This window comes from Tistrella mobilis KA081020-065 (genome assembly GCF_000264455.2).
Classification (GTDB): domain Bacteria; phylum Pseudomonadota; class Alphaproteobacteria; order Tistrellales; family Tistrellaceae; genus Tistrella; species Tistrella mobilis.
Genome location: NC_017956.1, coordinates 146,186 through 162,066, shown reverse-complemented (window position 1 = coordinate 162,066; position 15,881 = coordinate 146,186). Strand labels below are relative to the sequence as shown.

General features: G+C 66.9%; 13 protein-coding genes. 8 read left to right on the top strand and 5 right to left on the bottom strand.

Features of this window, described 5'->3' with window-relative positions:
- Window positions 1-192: 192 nt before the first annotated feature.
- Window positions 193-4,176, top strand: coding sequence for a PAS-domain containing protein (locus TMO_RS28920; protein ID WP_014743677.1), 3,984 nt, complete (start codon window positions 193-195; stop codon window positions 4,174-4,176).
- 155 nt (window positions 4,177-4,331) lie between these two features.
- Window positions 4,332-5,153 carry a hypothetical protein gene (locus TMO_RS28915; protein ID WP_014743676.1) on the top strand — a complete coding sequence of 274 codons (822 nt, stop codon included), beginning with the start codon at window positions 4,332-4,334 and terminating at the stop codon, window positions 5,151-5,153.
- Window positions 5,154-5,353: 200 nt separating this feature from the next.
- On the opposite strand, the gene phaR is transcribed toward TMO_RS28915, so the two are convergent.
- The gene (phaR, locus tag TMO_RS00810) at window positions 5,354-5,974 is read right to left on the bottom strand and encodes a polyhydroxyalkanoate synthesis repressor PhaR (RefSeq protein ID WP_014743675.1); all 621 of its coding nucleotides are present in this window, start codon (window positions 5,972-5,974) and stop codon (window positions 5,354-5,356) included.
- A 721-nt stretch (window positions 5,975-6,695) separates the two neighbouring features.
- Here phaR and TMO_RS00805 point away from each other — a divergent pair.
- From TMO_RS00805 to TMO_RS00785, 5 genes are all read left to right on the top strand, one after another.
- Window positions 6,696-7,931 (top strand): alpha/beta fold hydrolase, encoded by a 1,236-nt coding sequence (locus TMO_RS00805; protein WP_228382248.1) that lies wholly within the window; start codon window positions 6,696-6,698, stop codon window positions 7,929-7,931.
- Window positions 7,932-8,073: 142 nt separating this feature from the next.
- Window positions 8,074-9,246 (top strand): acetyl-CoA C-acetyltransferase, encoded by a 1,173-nt coding sequence (locus TMO_RS00800; protein ID WP_014743673.1) that lies wholly within the window; start codon window positions 8,074-8,076, stop codon window positions 9,244-9,246.
- A gap of 186 nt (window positions 9,247-9,432) precedes the next feature.
- Window positions 9,433-10,158 carry an acetoacetyl-CoA reductase gene (phbB, locus tag TMO_RS00795; RefSeq protein WP_014743672.1) on the top strand — a complete coding sequence of 242 codons (726 nt, stop codon included), beginning with the start codon at window positions 9,433-9,435 and terminating at the stop codon, window positions 10,156-10,158.
- Window positions 10,159-10,254: 96 nt separating this feature from the next.
- Entirely contained in the window at window positions 10,255-11,007 is a 753-nt protein-coding gene (locus TMO_RS00790) for an SIMPL domain-containing protein (protein ID WP_014743671.1), read from the top strand.
- Window positions 11,008-11,112: 105 nt separating this feature from the next.
- On the top strand, window positions 11,113-11,523 hold the full coding sequence (locus tag TMO_RS00785) for a hypothetical protein (protein WP_014743670.1): 411 nt from the start codon (window positions 11,113-11,115) through the stop codon (window positions 11,521-11,523).
- Window positions 11,524-11,563: 40 nt separating this feature from the next.
- On the opposite strand, the gene TMO_RS00780 is transcribed toward TMO_RS00785, so the two are convergent.
- Window positions 11,564-12,169, bottom strand: coding sequence for a glutathione S-transferase family protein (locus tag TMO_RS00780; protein WP_014743669.1), 606 nt, complete (start codon window positions 12,167-12,169; stop codon window positions 11,564-11,566).
- Window positions 12,170-12,322: 153 nt separating this feature from the next.
- The gene (gene gloB / locus TMO_RS00775) at window positions 12,323-13,102 is read right to left on the bottom strand and encodes a hydroxyacylglutathione hydrolase (RefSeq protein ID WP_014743668.1); all 780 of its coding nucleotides are present in this window, start codon (window positions 13,100-13,102) and stop codon (window positions 12,323-12,325) included.
- A gap of 199 nt (window positions 13,103-13,301) precedes the next feature.
- Between gloB and TMO_RS00770 the strand changes: the two genes are divergently transcribed.
- Window positions 13,302-14,078 carry a class I SAM-dependent methyltransferase gene (locus TMO_RS00770; protein WP_014743667.1) on the top strand — a complete coding sequence of 259 codons (777 nt, stop codon included), beginning with the start codon at window positions 13,302-13,304 and terminating at the stop codon, window positions 14,076-14,078.
- Here TMO_RS00770 and TMO_RS00765 read toward each other — a convergent pair.
- Together TMO_RS00765 and TMO_RS00760 are read right to left on the bottom strand one after the other, a co-directional pair.
- Window positions 14,050-15,327: a TRAP transporter large permease gene (locus TMO_RS00765; RefSeq protein ID WP_041604769.1), complete on the bottom strand. Its 1,278-nt coding sequence runs from the start codon at window positions 15,325-15,327 to the stop codon at window positions 14,050-14,052. The two genes, TMO_RS00770 and TMO_RS00765, sit on opposite strands and share 29 nt — an antisense overlap.
- Before the next feature lie 4 nt (window positions 15,328-15,331).
- Complete coding sequence (locus TMO_RS00760; RefSeq protein WP_014743665.1) at window positions 15,332-15,844, bottom strand: TRAP transporter small permease; 513 nt, start codon at window positions 15,842-15,844, stop codon at window positions 15,332-15,334.
- Window positions 15,845-15,881 lie beyond the last annotated feature (37 nt).

Sequence of the window (15,881 nt, the reverse complement as noted above, 5' to 3'; positions counted from 1 at the left end):
GTGATGAAGCGCGCACGGGTCAAGCCCCTGTTTGCACAGGGCGTTACGGCTTCCGTCGGTTCCGGTGCCCAATGACTCATCCGATGCGGTTTGACGGAAACCGCCCTGGCGCGCGATGATCCCGCATGTGGCGCGCCCTCTGCGCGCAGATCGACGTTTTTTCCAGTTGCACGCTCGTCCGCCCCGGGGTTCATGCACCAGGATCGACCCGCCGCCCTTGCCCGATCGCTCACCATCGCTGCCCTGGCGCTGGGCGCGCTGCTGACCGTGGTCGCGGCAGGTCTGGCCTGGCGATCCTACGAGACTGCGAAGACCGAGGCCGGCCGCCGCGCAACCGGACTGGCGCTGCTTCTGGCCGAGCATGCCGCCCGGGCCATGGATGCCGTCGACATCGAGGTTGCCCGCATCGCCGATCAGATCCGCAATGAGAACCGGCTGCCGGATCGTCAGGACAAACTCTGGTTCGACCGGCTGCGCCACATCGCCGACGAGACGCCGCAGATCCGGGCACTCTGGCTGATCGATCCGGCCGGCCGGATCGTGCAGGTGACCCATGACTGGCCGGCACCGGAGCTGACAGCGACCGATCGGACCTATTTCGCCCGGGCCGCGGCCGGCGCCGACGGGCTGATCATCGATCAGCCGGTCGAGGGAGTCCTGACCGGCAAATGGTACGTCCCGGCAGCCCGCGCGATCCGGACGATCGACAACAGGCTTCTGGGGGTCGTGGCCGCCGCGGTCGATCCCGCCTACTTTATTCAGGTCTACCGTTCAGTCGATGTCGGCCCCGGCGGCCGCCTGCTGCTGCTCGATACCGACGGCCGCAAGCTCGGCAGCGTACCGGACGGTGGAGCCCCAACCGGACGTGCGGCCGGAAGCGTGACCGGCCCCCGCAATCCTGCCGGCCTCGGCCGTGCCTGGACCGACCCGACGCGCATCGCACCAGACCGCGCGATCGTCGATCCCGATGACGGCGTGACGCGTCTTTATGGTCTTGCCGATGTCCCGGGGCGGCCGCTGGCCGTCGCCGCAGGCCTGTCACTCGCCGATATCCGCGCGGCCTGGGCGGAGGCTCGCATAGCCGATCTGATCCTGCTGGCGGTGGCAGCAGCGGTGCTCTCCGTCATGCTGCTTTTGATCCGCCGGCGCATCGTGGTGCCGATCGCCCGGCTGCATGCGGCGGTGGCGGAGCTTGGCGGCGGCAACACGATCCGGGAAGTACCTGCCGTCGGCGGCGCGCGGGAGATCGTCGAACTGGCAGACGGCATCGAGCACATGCGCGCCGCTCTTGATCGCCACACCCGTGATCTTGAAGGAGAAGTCGCCGCCCGCACGGCTGAAGCGGCCGATCGTGGCCGGCTGCTGGACGGGGCCTTCGCAGCGCTTGGCCATGGGATTGCGATCTTCGACCGGGACCTGGTGCTCGTTGCCTGCAATCGACGCTATGCCGGGCTGATGGGGGTTCCCGAAGAGCTGACACGGCCGGGTACACCACTTGCCAGAATTGCGGAACAGGCGCTTTACGAGGTGGCCGAGACAACGCGACCGGAGCGGATCGAAAAGCGGCTGACCCTTGCCCGGATGCGCGAAACCGCCACGCTGACCGAAACCTCTGCCCAGGGGCGGGTAGTTCGTATCACCCACAATCCCATGGCCGATGGCGGCTCGGTCGCGATCTATGAAGACGTCACCGAAGCACGCCAGATCGATGCGGCGCTGCGCGACAGCGAATGGCGCTACCGGCTGCTGGCCGAGAATGCCGGGGACCTGATCCTGCGTCAGGATCCGGAAGGTACCATCCTCTACGCCTCTCCGGCGTCGCAGCCCCTTTTGGGGCTGGAGCCCGACCGGCTGATCGGCCGGCGTCTCGCCGACCTGGTCGCGACCGAGGATGCCGACGTGCTTGCCGCCCACATGACCGCGCTTGTCGAGCATGGTCGCGATCGGGCGACCCTGCGCATGCGCCACGCGACGGGGCGCCCCGTCTGGGTCGAGGCCGGGGCCCGGATGATCCGCGACCCGCGTACAGGTGCCCCCGCCGAATTCCACGCCAGCCTGCGCGATGTCGGCGAACGGGTCGCCGCCGACCGGGCCGCCACCGAGAATTCCCGTTTGCTCTCGACCACGCTGGACAGCATGCGTCAGGGGCTGTGCCTGCTCGACGCGGAATTCCGTGTGGTGCTCCACAATCGGCGCTTCCTGGAGATGAACGGCCTGATGGCCGAGGACTGCCCGCCTCTGGCTGATTTCGAACAGCTGATGCACCTGATGGCCCGGCGTGGAGAATTCGGCGCCGGATCAGCCTTCACCGAGGTGACGCGGCGGCTTTCGGCGCTGCGCCGGCCCTGGCCGCAAAGCTGGGAACGCCGGCGGCCCGACGGGACGGTCTTGGAGATGGCGAGCGCGCCCTTTCCCGGCGGCGGGCTGGTGATGACCTTCACCGACGTCACGACCAGACGCGCCGCCGAGCGCGAACTGGCCCGCCAGACCGAGGTGCTGCGCCTGACCGTCGATGCGATGGAACAGGGGCTGATGCTGGTGGACCGCGCCCTCGACATCGTGGTGGTCAATCGTCGCTTTCAGGAGTTACTTGAAATCCCAAGCGGCATTGCCCGACCCGGCAACCCGATGACCGAACTGGTCCGGTTCGTCGCCCGTCGCGGCGAATTCGGCCCCGGCGATCCGGAACGGCTGGCAGAAGCCTGGCTCGCCCGGATGCGCGATCCGGCGCTGCTCGGGCAACCGGTGGAACATGTCCGCCCCGACGGCCGCCGGCTGGAGCTGATCCGCCTGCCGGTCGACGATGGTGGCACACTGACCATCTACACCGACGTCACCGATCGCCGTCGCATGCAGGACGCGCTGGAAGATGCGCGGGAGCGGGCCATCGGCGCTGCAGAGGCGCGGTCGCGCTTTCTGGCGACGGTGTCCCACGAGATCCGCAACCCGCTGAACGCAATCCTGAACGCCCTGCACTTCCTGGAAGACACCGATCTCGATCCCGAACAGGCCGGTCTGGCGCAAATCATGCGCCGGGCCTCGGAACTGCTGCTCGACCTGCTCGACGACGTGTTGGATCTGTCGCGGATCGAGGCAGGAAAACTGGCGGTCGATCCCAAACCCTTCGACCCCGTTGCCCTCGCCCGCGACGTGAAGGCGATGTATGACCCCCAGGCCCGGCGCAAGGGATTGGAGATTACCGTGGAGGCGGGGCCGGCGGTCCCTCCGCGGCTGATGGGGGATCAGCGGCGGTTGCGCCAGATCCTGGTGAACCTGACCGGCAATGCGGTGAAATTCACCGACACCGGCCGGATCACGCTCTCTCTTGATCTGCTGGCGGCGTCGTCGGGAGGAGCACCCGTCTTGCGGATCGACGTGATCGATACCGGCGTCGGCATCCCGCCCGAGCAGACCCGACTGCTGTTCGAGGAATATTATCAGGCCGGCGCGGATCAGGCGGCTGCCATGGCGCGGGGCGCCGGCCTCGGGCTGGCGATCGTCCGGCGCCTGACCGAACTCCTTGGTGGGCGCATCGGTTGCGACAGCGTTGCCGGAGAGGGCAGCCGCTTCTGGTTCGAACTTCCGGCGGTCCTGCCTTCGCCGCGCAGTCTGGCCAGTGCTCATCCCCTGTTGGCTCCCGAGCCTTCCAGGATCCCGCCCCGACGATATCCAGGACCGGAGACCATGCCCCGACATGCCGACACGGATGCGTTACCCGCCGACCCCGCCATCCGCATCCTGCTTGCCGAGGACAACGCCATGAACCAGATGCTGACCGCTCGTGCTCTGCAACGGGCCGGCTATACGGTTGACAGCGTGAGCGAGGGCAATGCCGCAGTCGAAGCGGCAACCAGCCAGGATTACGATCTGATCCTGATGGACGTACAGATGCCGGGCCTGAGCGGACTGGAAGCCACTCGTCGCATCCGGTCCCTCGAGGGGCCGCGGGGTCGCACCCCGATCCTGGCGCTGACGGCGAACGCCGGCCGGGAAGCCGCGGAAATCTGTCGCGCAGCGGGCATGGATGATCATCTCTCGAAACCCTTCCGGCGTGACGACCTGGTGGCAGCCGTGCGGCGCTGGCTCCCTGGTGGAGAAGGCCGGGCCGGACAGCCGCATGACGGCCTTGACGACGACACATCTCCGCCGGATCTGGCCCGTGGCAGCGATCGCTGACCTTCCCCTTTGAGTTGTTTCAATTGCACGCATAACGCAATATTTGTTTGAAACAATAACTCTTATTGGTAGGATACGAGAGAAGCAGGGGGCGCCGATCACGACCCCCGCCACCAGGCACAAGCCACCAGGCATAAACGGGAACGGGGCAATCCATGGCCCAGATCGACGATGGCGTCCAAAACGCCACGTCCCATGGCGCTGTGGCCGACATCGGCGTCGGCCCGATTGTCAGGGACGTGGCCGGAAACATCCTTCAGGCCCCCCGGGGAACCGAACGGGCCGATGGCAGCAACAAATGGGCATTTACCATTCTGGCGATTGCCTTCGGCGCCTTTGCAGCTGGTCTGCTGGTCGCCGGCAGCCTGATGGCAGGTGTCGGCCATACGCCTTCGGCGAGTTCGTCATGGAGCAGTGATCTGGCAGCCTCCGGCATATCGCCGTCGGGCACATTGCCGTCGGGCACATCGCCATCGGGCACACCCTGGTCCGGCTCGTCCGGCCTGCATGTCCGCTTCGCCGACCCTGCATGGAACGGTGTCACCATTCCCGACCATGCCCGTTGCAGCCGCTATGGTCCGGCCGGCGCTTCCCCCGAACTGATCGTCACCGGCCTGCCGGAAGGCACCCGTATGATTGCCGTCGCCTTCAATGACGACAGCTATCGGCCGCTCGCGACCGATGGCGGCCATGGCATGATCGCGATCGCAGCGGAAGGCGACACCGGCTGGGCCGTGGTCCCCGCCGTTCCAGGGGAAACGGCGGCTCTGCCCAAGGGAGTGACGATGATTGCCCCTCATCGTGGGCGACTCTCACCCGGCACGGCGTATCTCGGCCCCTGTTCAGGCGGCACCGGCAATCATTATTCCGCAGAGATCCTGGCCCTGCGCACGCCTTTGCCGTTGCCCGGGATGCGTCTTGCCGTCACCAAAGGCGACGTGCTCGGCCGATCCGTGATCAGTCTCGGCCGCTATTGACCGGGTAATCGGTCCAGAACCGCACCCATGTGCTTCACCCCATAGAAAACGGGGCCAATTTTTCTGACACAATATAGGACATCTCCCGATCAGGCGGCTTCACCTGATCGGGACTTACTTTTTAGCATTCAGAACTGTGACGTCACGTGCCCACGCGGCAGGCCTCGGGAAGCCCTCAGCGTCTCACCTGGCCGCGCGTCTTACTTGTCACGATCGCGAGTCAGGGCTTCGATCTGCTTCTGCAGATCGTTGAGCTTGTCGGCCAGCAGCTTGATATCCTCACCGGCGGCCGGTGCCGGAGGTGGGGCCGCTGGCCGCTCCTCGGTCTCGTCGGTGCGCGGCGTCTCGGGCATGCGCAGACCACCTGCGAACATGCGCATGGCCTGTTCCATCATCTGCATGTTCTGCTTGCTCATCTCCTCGATCGAGGGGAAAGGAAACAGATTGCCGAAGGTCCGGCGCACCTGCTCCTGATTCCGGGCAAGCGACTCCATCGACATTTCCAGATAGCGCGGCACGAAGGCCTGCAGACTGTCGCCGTAAAAGGAGATCAGTTGACGCAGGAAGCTGGTCGGCAACAGGTTGCGCCCCTTGCCTTCTTCCTCGACGATAATCTGGGTCAGAACCTGATGGGTGATGTCCTCACCCGTCTTCGCATCATTGACGATGAAGTCGATATCGTCCTTCACCATCTGCGACAGATGATCGAGCGTGACGTAGCTGCTGGTCGCGGTATTGTAAAGCCGCCGATTGGCGTACTTCTTGATCTTGACCTTTACCTTTTCGGTCCGCCCGGCGGTCGCTTCAGACTTCTCGGTCATTCTCTCCCCGCGCATTCATCGGGCCATGTCCGCGGGACACGGATCCCGCGCCTCATGGATCCTGTATCGTTATCGGCCCGTATCGGTGTCGGGCAATGTCGCCGCATCTGCCATGGGGGTCTCCCTGCGCGTGAGCGACCGGAGCCTTGCTGCACGGCAAAACCGACAAGAGACGCAGCATGAGTGATTAAATCACAGGGTTGATCCGCACCGCAACAAGAGGGACCGCAGCGCGGGGGAACGGGGTACCGGCGATCGCATGATCGCACCCCTCTGGCGCTTTCGCACAGGCCCCCGGATCGGTATACTCTGGCCATGTCGACCCCATCTGGCATACCGGCAACCGCCGCTGCATTTCTCGACCTCTGGGAGCGCCAGGCGTCGGCGATGGTGACCGACATCAATCTCGCCAAGGCGATCGATGCCGCAGCGGTCGCCGCCGCCCGTTCGGGCGGCAACAGCGCGTCTGATCCGTCGAGGACCCCCTCTCCCGATGAGCCGAGCCGCAATCCGACCCCAGCCGGAACCGACGCTCCAGACCGCGGCAGAGGCGGAAACACCGCCCGGAGCGCGTCCACGGTCACGCAAGCGGGTGACCAAGCCCCGGACAATGCAAACCACGACAACACCCGCACCGGAGCCCCTGCCGCCACCGGCGGAGACGCTGTTCCCCCGCAAGGGACCACGGCCGATGCCCTATCATCTGGGGATGACCAGCGCCTTGCTGACCAGCTCAGTCGCGGCCTTGCCGATGCTGCGCGACGGCTCTCTGCCCTGGGCTCCGCATCTGGCGGCACGGGGGGCGCATCTGACCCAGGTGCTGCAGGGGCTTGATCCCGCCGTCATCGGCGCCGAGGTCGCGGCCGAAGCGAAACGCCGGCTGGAAGCTCTGCTCGCAGGCGTCAACCGCTATCGCGATCACCCCTATGTCCGCGATCTCCCCGACCCGCCGGTCATCTGGCAGGAGGGTGCGACCCGTCTGCTGGACTATGGTGCTGCCGATCCGCTCGGTTTCACCCCCGGCGATGACGGTCTCAGGGGCGACGGCCGCATCGCCCTGTTCGTGCCCTCGCTGGTCAACCGCCACTATGTGATGGACCTGTCCCGCCGGCGCAGCCTGATGCGCTGGCTGATGGTCCGCGGCTTCCGCCCCCTGCTGGTGGATTGGGGCGTCCCGACCGGCACCGAACTCAACCTGTCCATCGAGGACTATGTCGCCCGCCGGCTGGGTGCGATGATCGCCCATGCCTCGGATCTCGCGGGGGCGCCCGTCCCGGTCGTTGGTTATTGCATGGGTGGGCTGTTGACCATCGCGGGCGTGCAGCTGGCACGGGAGCGCGTCGCCCGCATGGCGCTGATGGCGACGCCCTGGGATTTCGCCGCCGGCGATACCGCAGAGCGCCGCCTGATCCGCGTATTGGGTCGGTCCATCCTGAAGACGGTGGAGCAGACCGGCAGCATGCCGGTCGACATGCTCCAGATCCTGTTCGTGGCCACCGACCCGGCCATGGTGCCGCGCAAATTCCGCGATTTCGCAGCCCTTGACCCGGAAAGCGATGCCGCCCGGGATTTCGTAGCCCTCGAAGACTGGCTGAACGACGGCGTACCGCTGGCGGGGCCGGTCGCCCGCACGGTGGTCCACGACTGGTACGGCACCAACAAACCGGCAGAAGGTTGCTGGGAGGTGGCGGGAGAGATCATCGATCCCGGGGTTCTGGCCCCGATGCCGGTGCTCGTGGCCGTGCCGGAACGCGACCGGATCGTGCCTCCCCCGACCGCAGCCGCCCTGGCCGGTGTTCTGCCCGACGCCCGGCTGATCCGGCCGGCAGCCGGACATATCGGCATGATGGTGGGCAGTCGTTCAGCGAAAGAACTCTGGGAACCGCTCGCGCACTGGCTGTGCGAAGAGCCGGCCCCGGCAGCGCGGCGACGACGGCGCAGCCCCCCTCGAAAGTAGGGTACCGCGACCTCCCGCCACGCTTTTCCGGCGAGAAAACGCCGGTATAGTAGGAACCGAATAACGATCTGCGGGCACGGAGAGGACCAACCCGTCCCCGCAGCCTGCGCGCCCCGCGCGACAGAACAGGAGACAGTCTCCCATGACCGACGCCGTCATCGTTGCCGCCGCCCGCACCCCGGTCGGTGCCTTCAACGGCGCGCTCGCGCCGCTTTCCGCCGCCGAGCTGGGCACCATCGCCATCCGCGAGGCCATTGCCCGCGCCGGCGTCGATGCCGCCGACGTGTCCGAAGTGATCATGGGCCAGGTTCTGACCGCCGCTGCCGGCCAGAACCCCGCCCGTCAGGCCTCGCTCCATGCGGGCGTCCCGCAGGAAGTGCCGGCCTGGGTCGTGAACCATGTCTGCGGTTCGGGCCTGAAGACCGTGGCGCTGGCCGCTCAGGCCATCAAGTCGGGCGAGGCGAAGATCGTCGTCGCCGGCGGCCAGGAGAGCATGTCGAATGCTCCGCACGCAGCCCCGCTGCGCCAGGGCAAGAAGATGGGCGATCTGTCGCTGGTCGACACCATGATCAAGGACGGCCTGTGGTGCGCCTTCAACGGCTATCACATGGGCAACACCGCCGAGAACGTGGCACGCCAGTGGCAGATCACGCGTGAGGAGCAGGACGAATTCGCCCTGGCCTCGCAGACCAAGGCCGAGGCGGCCCAGAAGGCCGGGCGCTTCGCCGACGAGATCGTGCCCGTCACCATCGCCGGCCGGAAGGGCGATGTCGTCATCGACACCGATGAATATCCGCGCCACGGCACCACGCTCGATATGCTGACCAAGCTGAAGCCCGCCTTCGACAAGGCCGGCAGCGTCACCGCCGGCTCCGCCTCGGGCATCAATGACGGCGCCGCGGCGACCATCGTGATGTCGGCAGAGGAAGCGGAGCGCCGCGGGCTCGAGCCGCTGGGCCGCATCGTCGCCTGGGCGCAGGCGGGCGTCGACCCGGCGATCATGGGCTCGGGCCCGATCCCGGCCACGCGCGCGGCCCTGGCCAAGGCCGGCTGGACCATCGACGATCTGGATCTGATCGAGGCCAACGAGGCCTTCGCCGCCCAGGCGCTGGCGGTCGGCAAGGATCTGGGCTTCGATCCCGCGAAGCTCAACGTCAATGGCGGCGCCATCGCCATCGGCCACCCCATCGGCGCCAGCGGCACCCGCATCCTCACCACCCTGCTCTTCGAGATGAAGAAGCGCGACGCCCGCCGCGGTCTCGCCACGCTGTGCATCGGCGGCGGCCAGGGCATCGCCATGCTGGTGGAGCGCTGATAGATCAGCCGGTTACGTTTTGAAGTGTCTGGTTCACGAAAAAGTCATTTTATTTCGAAACCAACCTTCGTAACGTAGCATCGTTTCCCGGGGGCGCCGGGCCCACCGTCATGCTCAGGCGGCGGGTCCGGCGGGGAGCGAGACCCAGAGCAGTCCAATAAGCCTAGATCCAGGAGGCCAGGGAAGATGGCACGAGTGGCAATCGTCACCGGCGGTACGCGTGGTATCGGCCGTGCGATTTCGGAGCGTCTGAAGGCGGACGGGTTCACCGTCGCCGCCAATTATGCCGGCAACGACGCCGCGGCACAGGCGTTCTCGTCGGAGACCGGCATCGCCGTCTACAAGTGGGACGTGGGCAGCTACGAGGCCTGCGCCGAGGGCATCGCCAAGGTCGAGGCGGATCTCGGGCCGGTGGACGTGGTGGTCAACAACGCCGGCATCACCCGCGACGCCACCCTGCACAAGATGACCCAGGCCCAGTGGGACGACGTCATCCGCACCGACCTGACCTCGATCTTCAACATGTGCCGCCTGGTGATCGAGGGCATGCGCGCCCGCAGCTATGGCCGCATCGTCAACATCAGCTCGATCAACGGCCAGAAGGGCCAGATCGGCCAGGCCAATTATTCGGCCGCCAAGGCCGGCATGATCGGCTTCACCAAGGCGCTGGCACAGGAAGCCGCGTCCAAGGGCATCACCGTGAACGTGATCGCCCCCGGTTATGTTGACACAGAAATGGTTGCGGCGGTTCCCGAGGCAGTGCTGCAGAAGATTATCGGGACCATTCCCGTCGGCCGCCTGGGCAAGGCCGAAGAGATCGCCCGCGCGGTGAGCTTCCTCACTGCCGAGGATGCCGGCTTCATCACCGGCGCCACCCTCACCGTCAACGGCGCCCAGTACATCGCCGGCTGACCGGTTCCGCCCGCCGGCCCACTCGTGGCCGGCGGGCCCCCGCTTCGGGGCCGGTTGCCGCACTGCCGATCCATCATCGGAAGGTGACACCGACCCATGACCAGCCCCCTCGCCACCCTGTCGCCGACCCGCCGCCTGCGCGCTGCGGTCGCCCTTGGTGCCCTGCTGGCGGCCCTGGCCGCCGCCTCGCCCTCGCCCGCCCGCGCCGAACGCGATGTGCCCGACGCAGCCACCGTGCTGACCCTGTCGGAGACCGCCACCACCACTGTCGCCGCCGATCGTGCACGGGCGACACTGGCGGCGGAGGAACGCGGCGCCGATGCGGCGAAAGTTCAGGCCGATATCAACCGAAAGATCGAAGCCGCCCTCAATCTGGCGCGTGACGCGGCGCCCGTGAAGGTCGAAACCGGCGGTTATGGCGTCTATCCGATCGACCAGGAGGGCCAGGCCCGCGTCTGGAACGGCCGCCAGACGATCGAACTCGACAGCGCCGACATGACCGCGCTCGCCGAGCTTGCGGGCAAGCTCCAGGCTCAGGGTCTGGTGCTGCAGGATCTGTCGACCTATGTCTCGGAAGAACGCGCCCGGGCGGAAAGTGACAAGCTGACGCTTGAGGCCATTCGTCAGATCCGTGCCCGTGCCGATCTGATCGGCAAGGAAATCGGGACCCGCACCGTGAAGATCCGGGCGCTGAGCCCGGGAAGCGGCCCCGGAACGCCCCAGCCGATCCCGTTCAAGGCGATGCGCATGGAAGCGATGGCCGCCTCGGATATGGCGGCTCCGTCCATCGAGCCGGGCGAACGCACGCTGCGTCTGACGGTTCAGGCCGAACTGCTTCTGGAGCCCTGAGATGCGCCCCGGTGTTGCGGCCACATGCGGCCGCAACACCGGGGCTGCACCACGCTCACGAACCCGGCAAAGTGACGAGGTCGGCAACCAGCCCCCGAGCCACAAATGCCCCCGTTCGCCCCCTTCTCCTTCCTGGCACTTCTTGATGCCTCGCCCCGGTTCCATGCGTATCTGAGCGACACCTTTGCCGACCTCGAGCGGCAGCTCGACGTCATCGAACACACGAATGCCCGAGGCAACGACGCTCTGCTGGAAGCGGTCATTGACGAGCTGCTCCTCCTGCTTGAGCAGATGCAGCTCTGGTACGAACAGGCGCGCGAAGCGGCCATGGAAGCTGGGCAGGCAGGGTTACCGGCAGATCAGGCGGCGGCTTTTCAGGCCGCTTGTCATCATGCAGGCCTCAAGCGTTATTTCGCGCCGACCCTGACCCAGGTCGATGCCGAGGCAGGCTGGCTGCTGGTGCCGGCCGGAGACCGCGATGCCCTCGAAGCATGGCTTGCCGACCGGCCGGAGTAGGCCGGAGTAAGTCTGGACCAGATGCGTGGGCGCCCTGCCGTCACCCCGGCATGGTCTGCTGCATGGCAGGGCGATCGGCCACTGCCGCATACCATGCCGCCAGCTTCGGCCGCCCCTCACGCCAGGCATCATCTGCAAAGCGGAAGTCCATGTAACCGAGTGCCGCGGCAAGCGCGATCCGGCCGAGCCCGGGCTCCGTTCCGGCAAAGCCCGCCACCTCGCCCTCCAGCAGGTCGAGCGTACGCACGATCTTCGCCTTCTGCCGCGCGTCCCAACCCGCCCAACGATAGGGCTCCGGCCGGCGCAACCGCTCGATCAGCCGGGCGACGCCGGCCTCGATGACGCCATGAGCAAGCGCCGCCAGACGGCGTTCGCTCACCCAGCCCGCGGGATCGAGCGGCAGCAGCCGGTTCTCGCCGAAACTACGGTCCAGATATTCGGCGATCGTCAGGCTGTCGACCAGAACCCGACCGTCATCCAACTCGAGCGCGGGCACCTTCTCGAGAGGGTTCACCCGGTAGAGCCCCGACTCTTCGGTCCAGGGGTCTGCGATCGCCATCTCCAGCCGATCCGCGATGCCGAGTTCGAGAATCGCAAGGCGCACGATACGCGCAAAGGGCGAGGTGTTCGTGTAGTACAGCTTCATGGACCGCAGGTCTCTCTGATCGGCCACATCTTCCCGGCCCGACGCGGAATGTCGGGCAGGAAATCCTGGCGTTTCTCCCGGTCGAGAACGGTAGAGCAGATCCCGATCAGGTGGAACCACCGATCGGCCGCAGCCCCCGGGCGCAGGCGCCGCTCAAGCCCGATCCTTGGCACTGCGGATCGCCGCGAAGACATCCTCGGCCGGTCGACCGGCAAGCCCCATCGCCGCCGCAAGAACCGGATCGTCGGCCCGCAGGAAAGGGTTGGTCTCCTTTTCGTCGCCAAGACGCGACGGCACGGTGGCCCGCCCCTCTTCCCGTGCCCGTGCCACCGCCTCCGCCCGAACCGCCAAAGCGGGATTGGACGGATCGATGCCGCGCGCGAACCGGGCATTGGACAGGGTGTATTCATGGGCGCAGTAGACGGTGGTGTCGTCCGGCAGATCGCGCAGCTTCAGCAGCGACTGCCACATCTGGGGCATCGTGCCCTCGAACACCCGGCCGCAGCCCAGCGCAAACAGGGTGTCGCCACAGAACAGCGCGCCGTGTCGCTCGAAATACCACGCGATATGGCCCGATGTATGGCCGGGCACGTCCAGAACCCGTGCCACAGCGCCCCCCAGATCATAGGCATCATCCTGGGCGAGCGCGAGATCGATGCCGGGGATGCGTGCCCGATCTGCCGCAGGTCCGACGATGGTCAGCCCATAGCGCGCTTTCAGCTCCAGATTGCCACCGACATGATCACCATGGTGATGGGTGTTCAGGATATGGGTCGGCTGCCGCCCGGCACGCTCCAGCGCCGCCACCACCGGCCCGACCTCGGCCGGATCGACGATCGCGGTCGCGGTGGGCTGATCGTCGTCGTCGACCTTGATCATCCAGACATAATTGTCCGAGAGGCAGGGAATGCGTTCGACATCGATGCGGATCATCTGGCTCGTCCTTGAGGTTCCGGAAGGGGTGGCCCGGCTTCATGCCGGCCATTTTCCATCATCATAACACGTCCGGTCAGCCGCCGTGCGGCGGTGCGGCGCCTTGCCGGGGGCTCTTCGCGGCCCCATCTTGGGGGCTGCTGCCGGACATGCCGCCAGGGCACGCCGTCCGAACCCGCCGCCGGAGGATCGCGCCACCATGTGGCACGACATCATCGATCTCAGGAACTTCTACCAGTCGCGTGGCGGCCGGATCGCCCAGCGCCTGCTCCGTCGCGAGGTCCGCCGGATCTGGCCGCGAATCGGACCGGCCGAAACCCTGCTGGGCCTCGGCTACGCCACGCCGTTCCTGCGCCCCTTTCTGGGCGAGGCCGGCCGGGTGATCGCCGCCATGCCCGCCCCTCAGGGCGGCCATGTCTGGCCCCATGAGGGGCCCAATCTGGTGACGCTGGTCGAAGAGGCAGAGCTGCCCTATCCCGACCAGAGCATCGACCGGCTGCTGATGGTCCATGCGCTGGAGTTCGCGCCCGCCGCCCAGACCCTGCTGCGGGAATGCTGGCGGGTGCTGCGCCCCTCGGGCCGGCTGGTGGTGGTGGTGCCGAACCGGCGCGGTATCTGGGCGCGGGTCGACCGCACCCCCTTCGGCCACGGCCACCCCTTCAGCACCGGACAGCTGACCCGGCTGCTGCGCAATGCCATGTTCGTGACCGGCGCCCCCGAGACCGCCCTGTTCGCCCCGCCTGCCGAGCGCGGACTGTTCCTGCGGCTGGCGGGACCGATCGAGCATTTCGGCCGGCGCTGGCTGCCGGCGGTGGGCGGTGTCGTGGTTATCGAGGCACAAAAGCAGGTCTATGCCGCCACCCCGCCCGGGGGGCGTCGGGCGCCGGCCCGGCTGGCGGTCCGCAGCCGTGCGCGCGGGGCCTGGGCCCCGGCGCGCACGGCCACGCTCAGCGATAGACGAGATCGCGAAGGGTGAGCGCCAGCGGCGACCAGTAGGTGATGACCGCCTGACACAGCATCACCACCCCGATGAAGGGCAGCAGATAGGGCACCATCCGGTTCAACGGCACCCGGGCCACGGCGCTGGCTGCGAACAGGTTCACGCCAAAGGGCGGGGTGAACATGCCCATCGCCAGATTGACCACCATGATGATACCGAAATGCACCGGATCGATGCCGAAGGCGATCGCGACCGGCGCCAGGATCGGTGCGAGCACGATGATCGAGGCGGAGGTCTCGATGAACATGCCGACCACGAACAGCACCACATTGACCGCGATCAGGAAGGCCCAGGGGCCCGAGAAGGTGTCGGCCAGATACCGCCCCAGAGCCGCCGGCACGCCTGCCTGCGTGATCAGATACGAGAACAGCCCCGCCGCCGCGATGATGAACATGATCACCGATGACGAGATCACCGACTTGCGGAAAATCACCGGCAGATCACGAAGCTTCAGTTCGCGGTGAAAAACGAAACCGATCACCAGCGCCGCCACTACGGCGATGACCGAGGCTTCCGTCGGCGTGAAGACACCGCCATAGATGCCGCCCAAAACCACCACCGGTAGCATCAGCGAGGCAAAGGCTCGCCGGCCGGCGGTGAAGAGCGGCAGCCGGTCTTCGCCGTCGCGCGCGCCCCAGCCCTTGATCCGGCACCAGATCAGCACGGTCGCCGCAAGTGCCGAGGCAATCAGAAGCCCGGGGCCGAACCCGGCGATGAACAGCTCGCCGATCGATACCTCCGCCGACACACCATAGAGGATCAGCGGAATCGAGGGCGGCACGATCACCCCCAGCTCGGCCGAGACCGCCTGCAGCGAGGCGGCGTGCGGCCTGGGATAGCCATGGCGGGCAAGCGCGGGGATCAGGATCGCACCGATGGCGAAGGTGGTGGCGACCGACGAGCCCGAGATCGCGGCGAAGATCATGCAGGTCAGGACGCAGGTGACGGCGAGGCCGCCGCGCAGGCCGCCGACCAGCGCCTTGGCGAAGTCCACCAGACGCTGAGAAATCCCCGCCCGCTCCATGACGTTGCCGGCCAGGATGAAGAAGGGCACGGCGACGAGCGGGAACTTGTCGACGGCAATGAACAGCTGCTGCACCACGATCAGCAGTGGCAGTTTGGTGAAGGCATAGACGCCGACGGCGGCGGCCAGACCGACGGAGATGCCGACCGGGACGGAGAGCCCGAGCAGCACCAGCATGGCGATGAGCATACCCGCGGTCATGGCGTCAGACCTGCGTTTCGAGCGAGGGATCGGTTTCCTCGCGCCGGCTTTCGGGATCGAGCAGCCGCGCCAGCACCGCAATCATGCAGAAGGCCGCCCCGACCGGCAGAGCGGCATAGGCATAGCTGACCGGGATGTCGAGACCCGCCAGATTCTGGAACCGGACTCTGCGGACCACGATCCAGCCCTGCCAGACGACGAGTACCAGGAAACCGGTCGATGCGGCCGCGATGACGACATCCAGCACAAGCCGGGCACGACCCTTGAGCGCTCGGCGCGCCAGATCCACCGACACAGCGGCGCCGGTCCGGAAGGCACCGGCGGCGCCGAGAAACACCATCCAGGCGATGAGCAGCTGGATGGCGACTTCGGTCCAGGGGCTGGGCTGGGCCAGCACGAAACGCGCCACCACCTGCCAGAACCCCAGGAGAACCGCCAGGGCGAGTGCGATCATGGCGGTGAGAACCGCAAGACCGGTCAACACCCGGTCTGCGGCGAGAATCAGACGAATGATCATGTGGCCCCACCGATCGGAGGCGTGAACGACCCGGTCG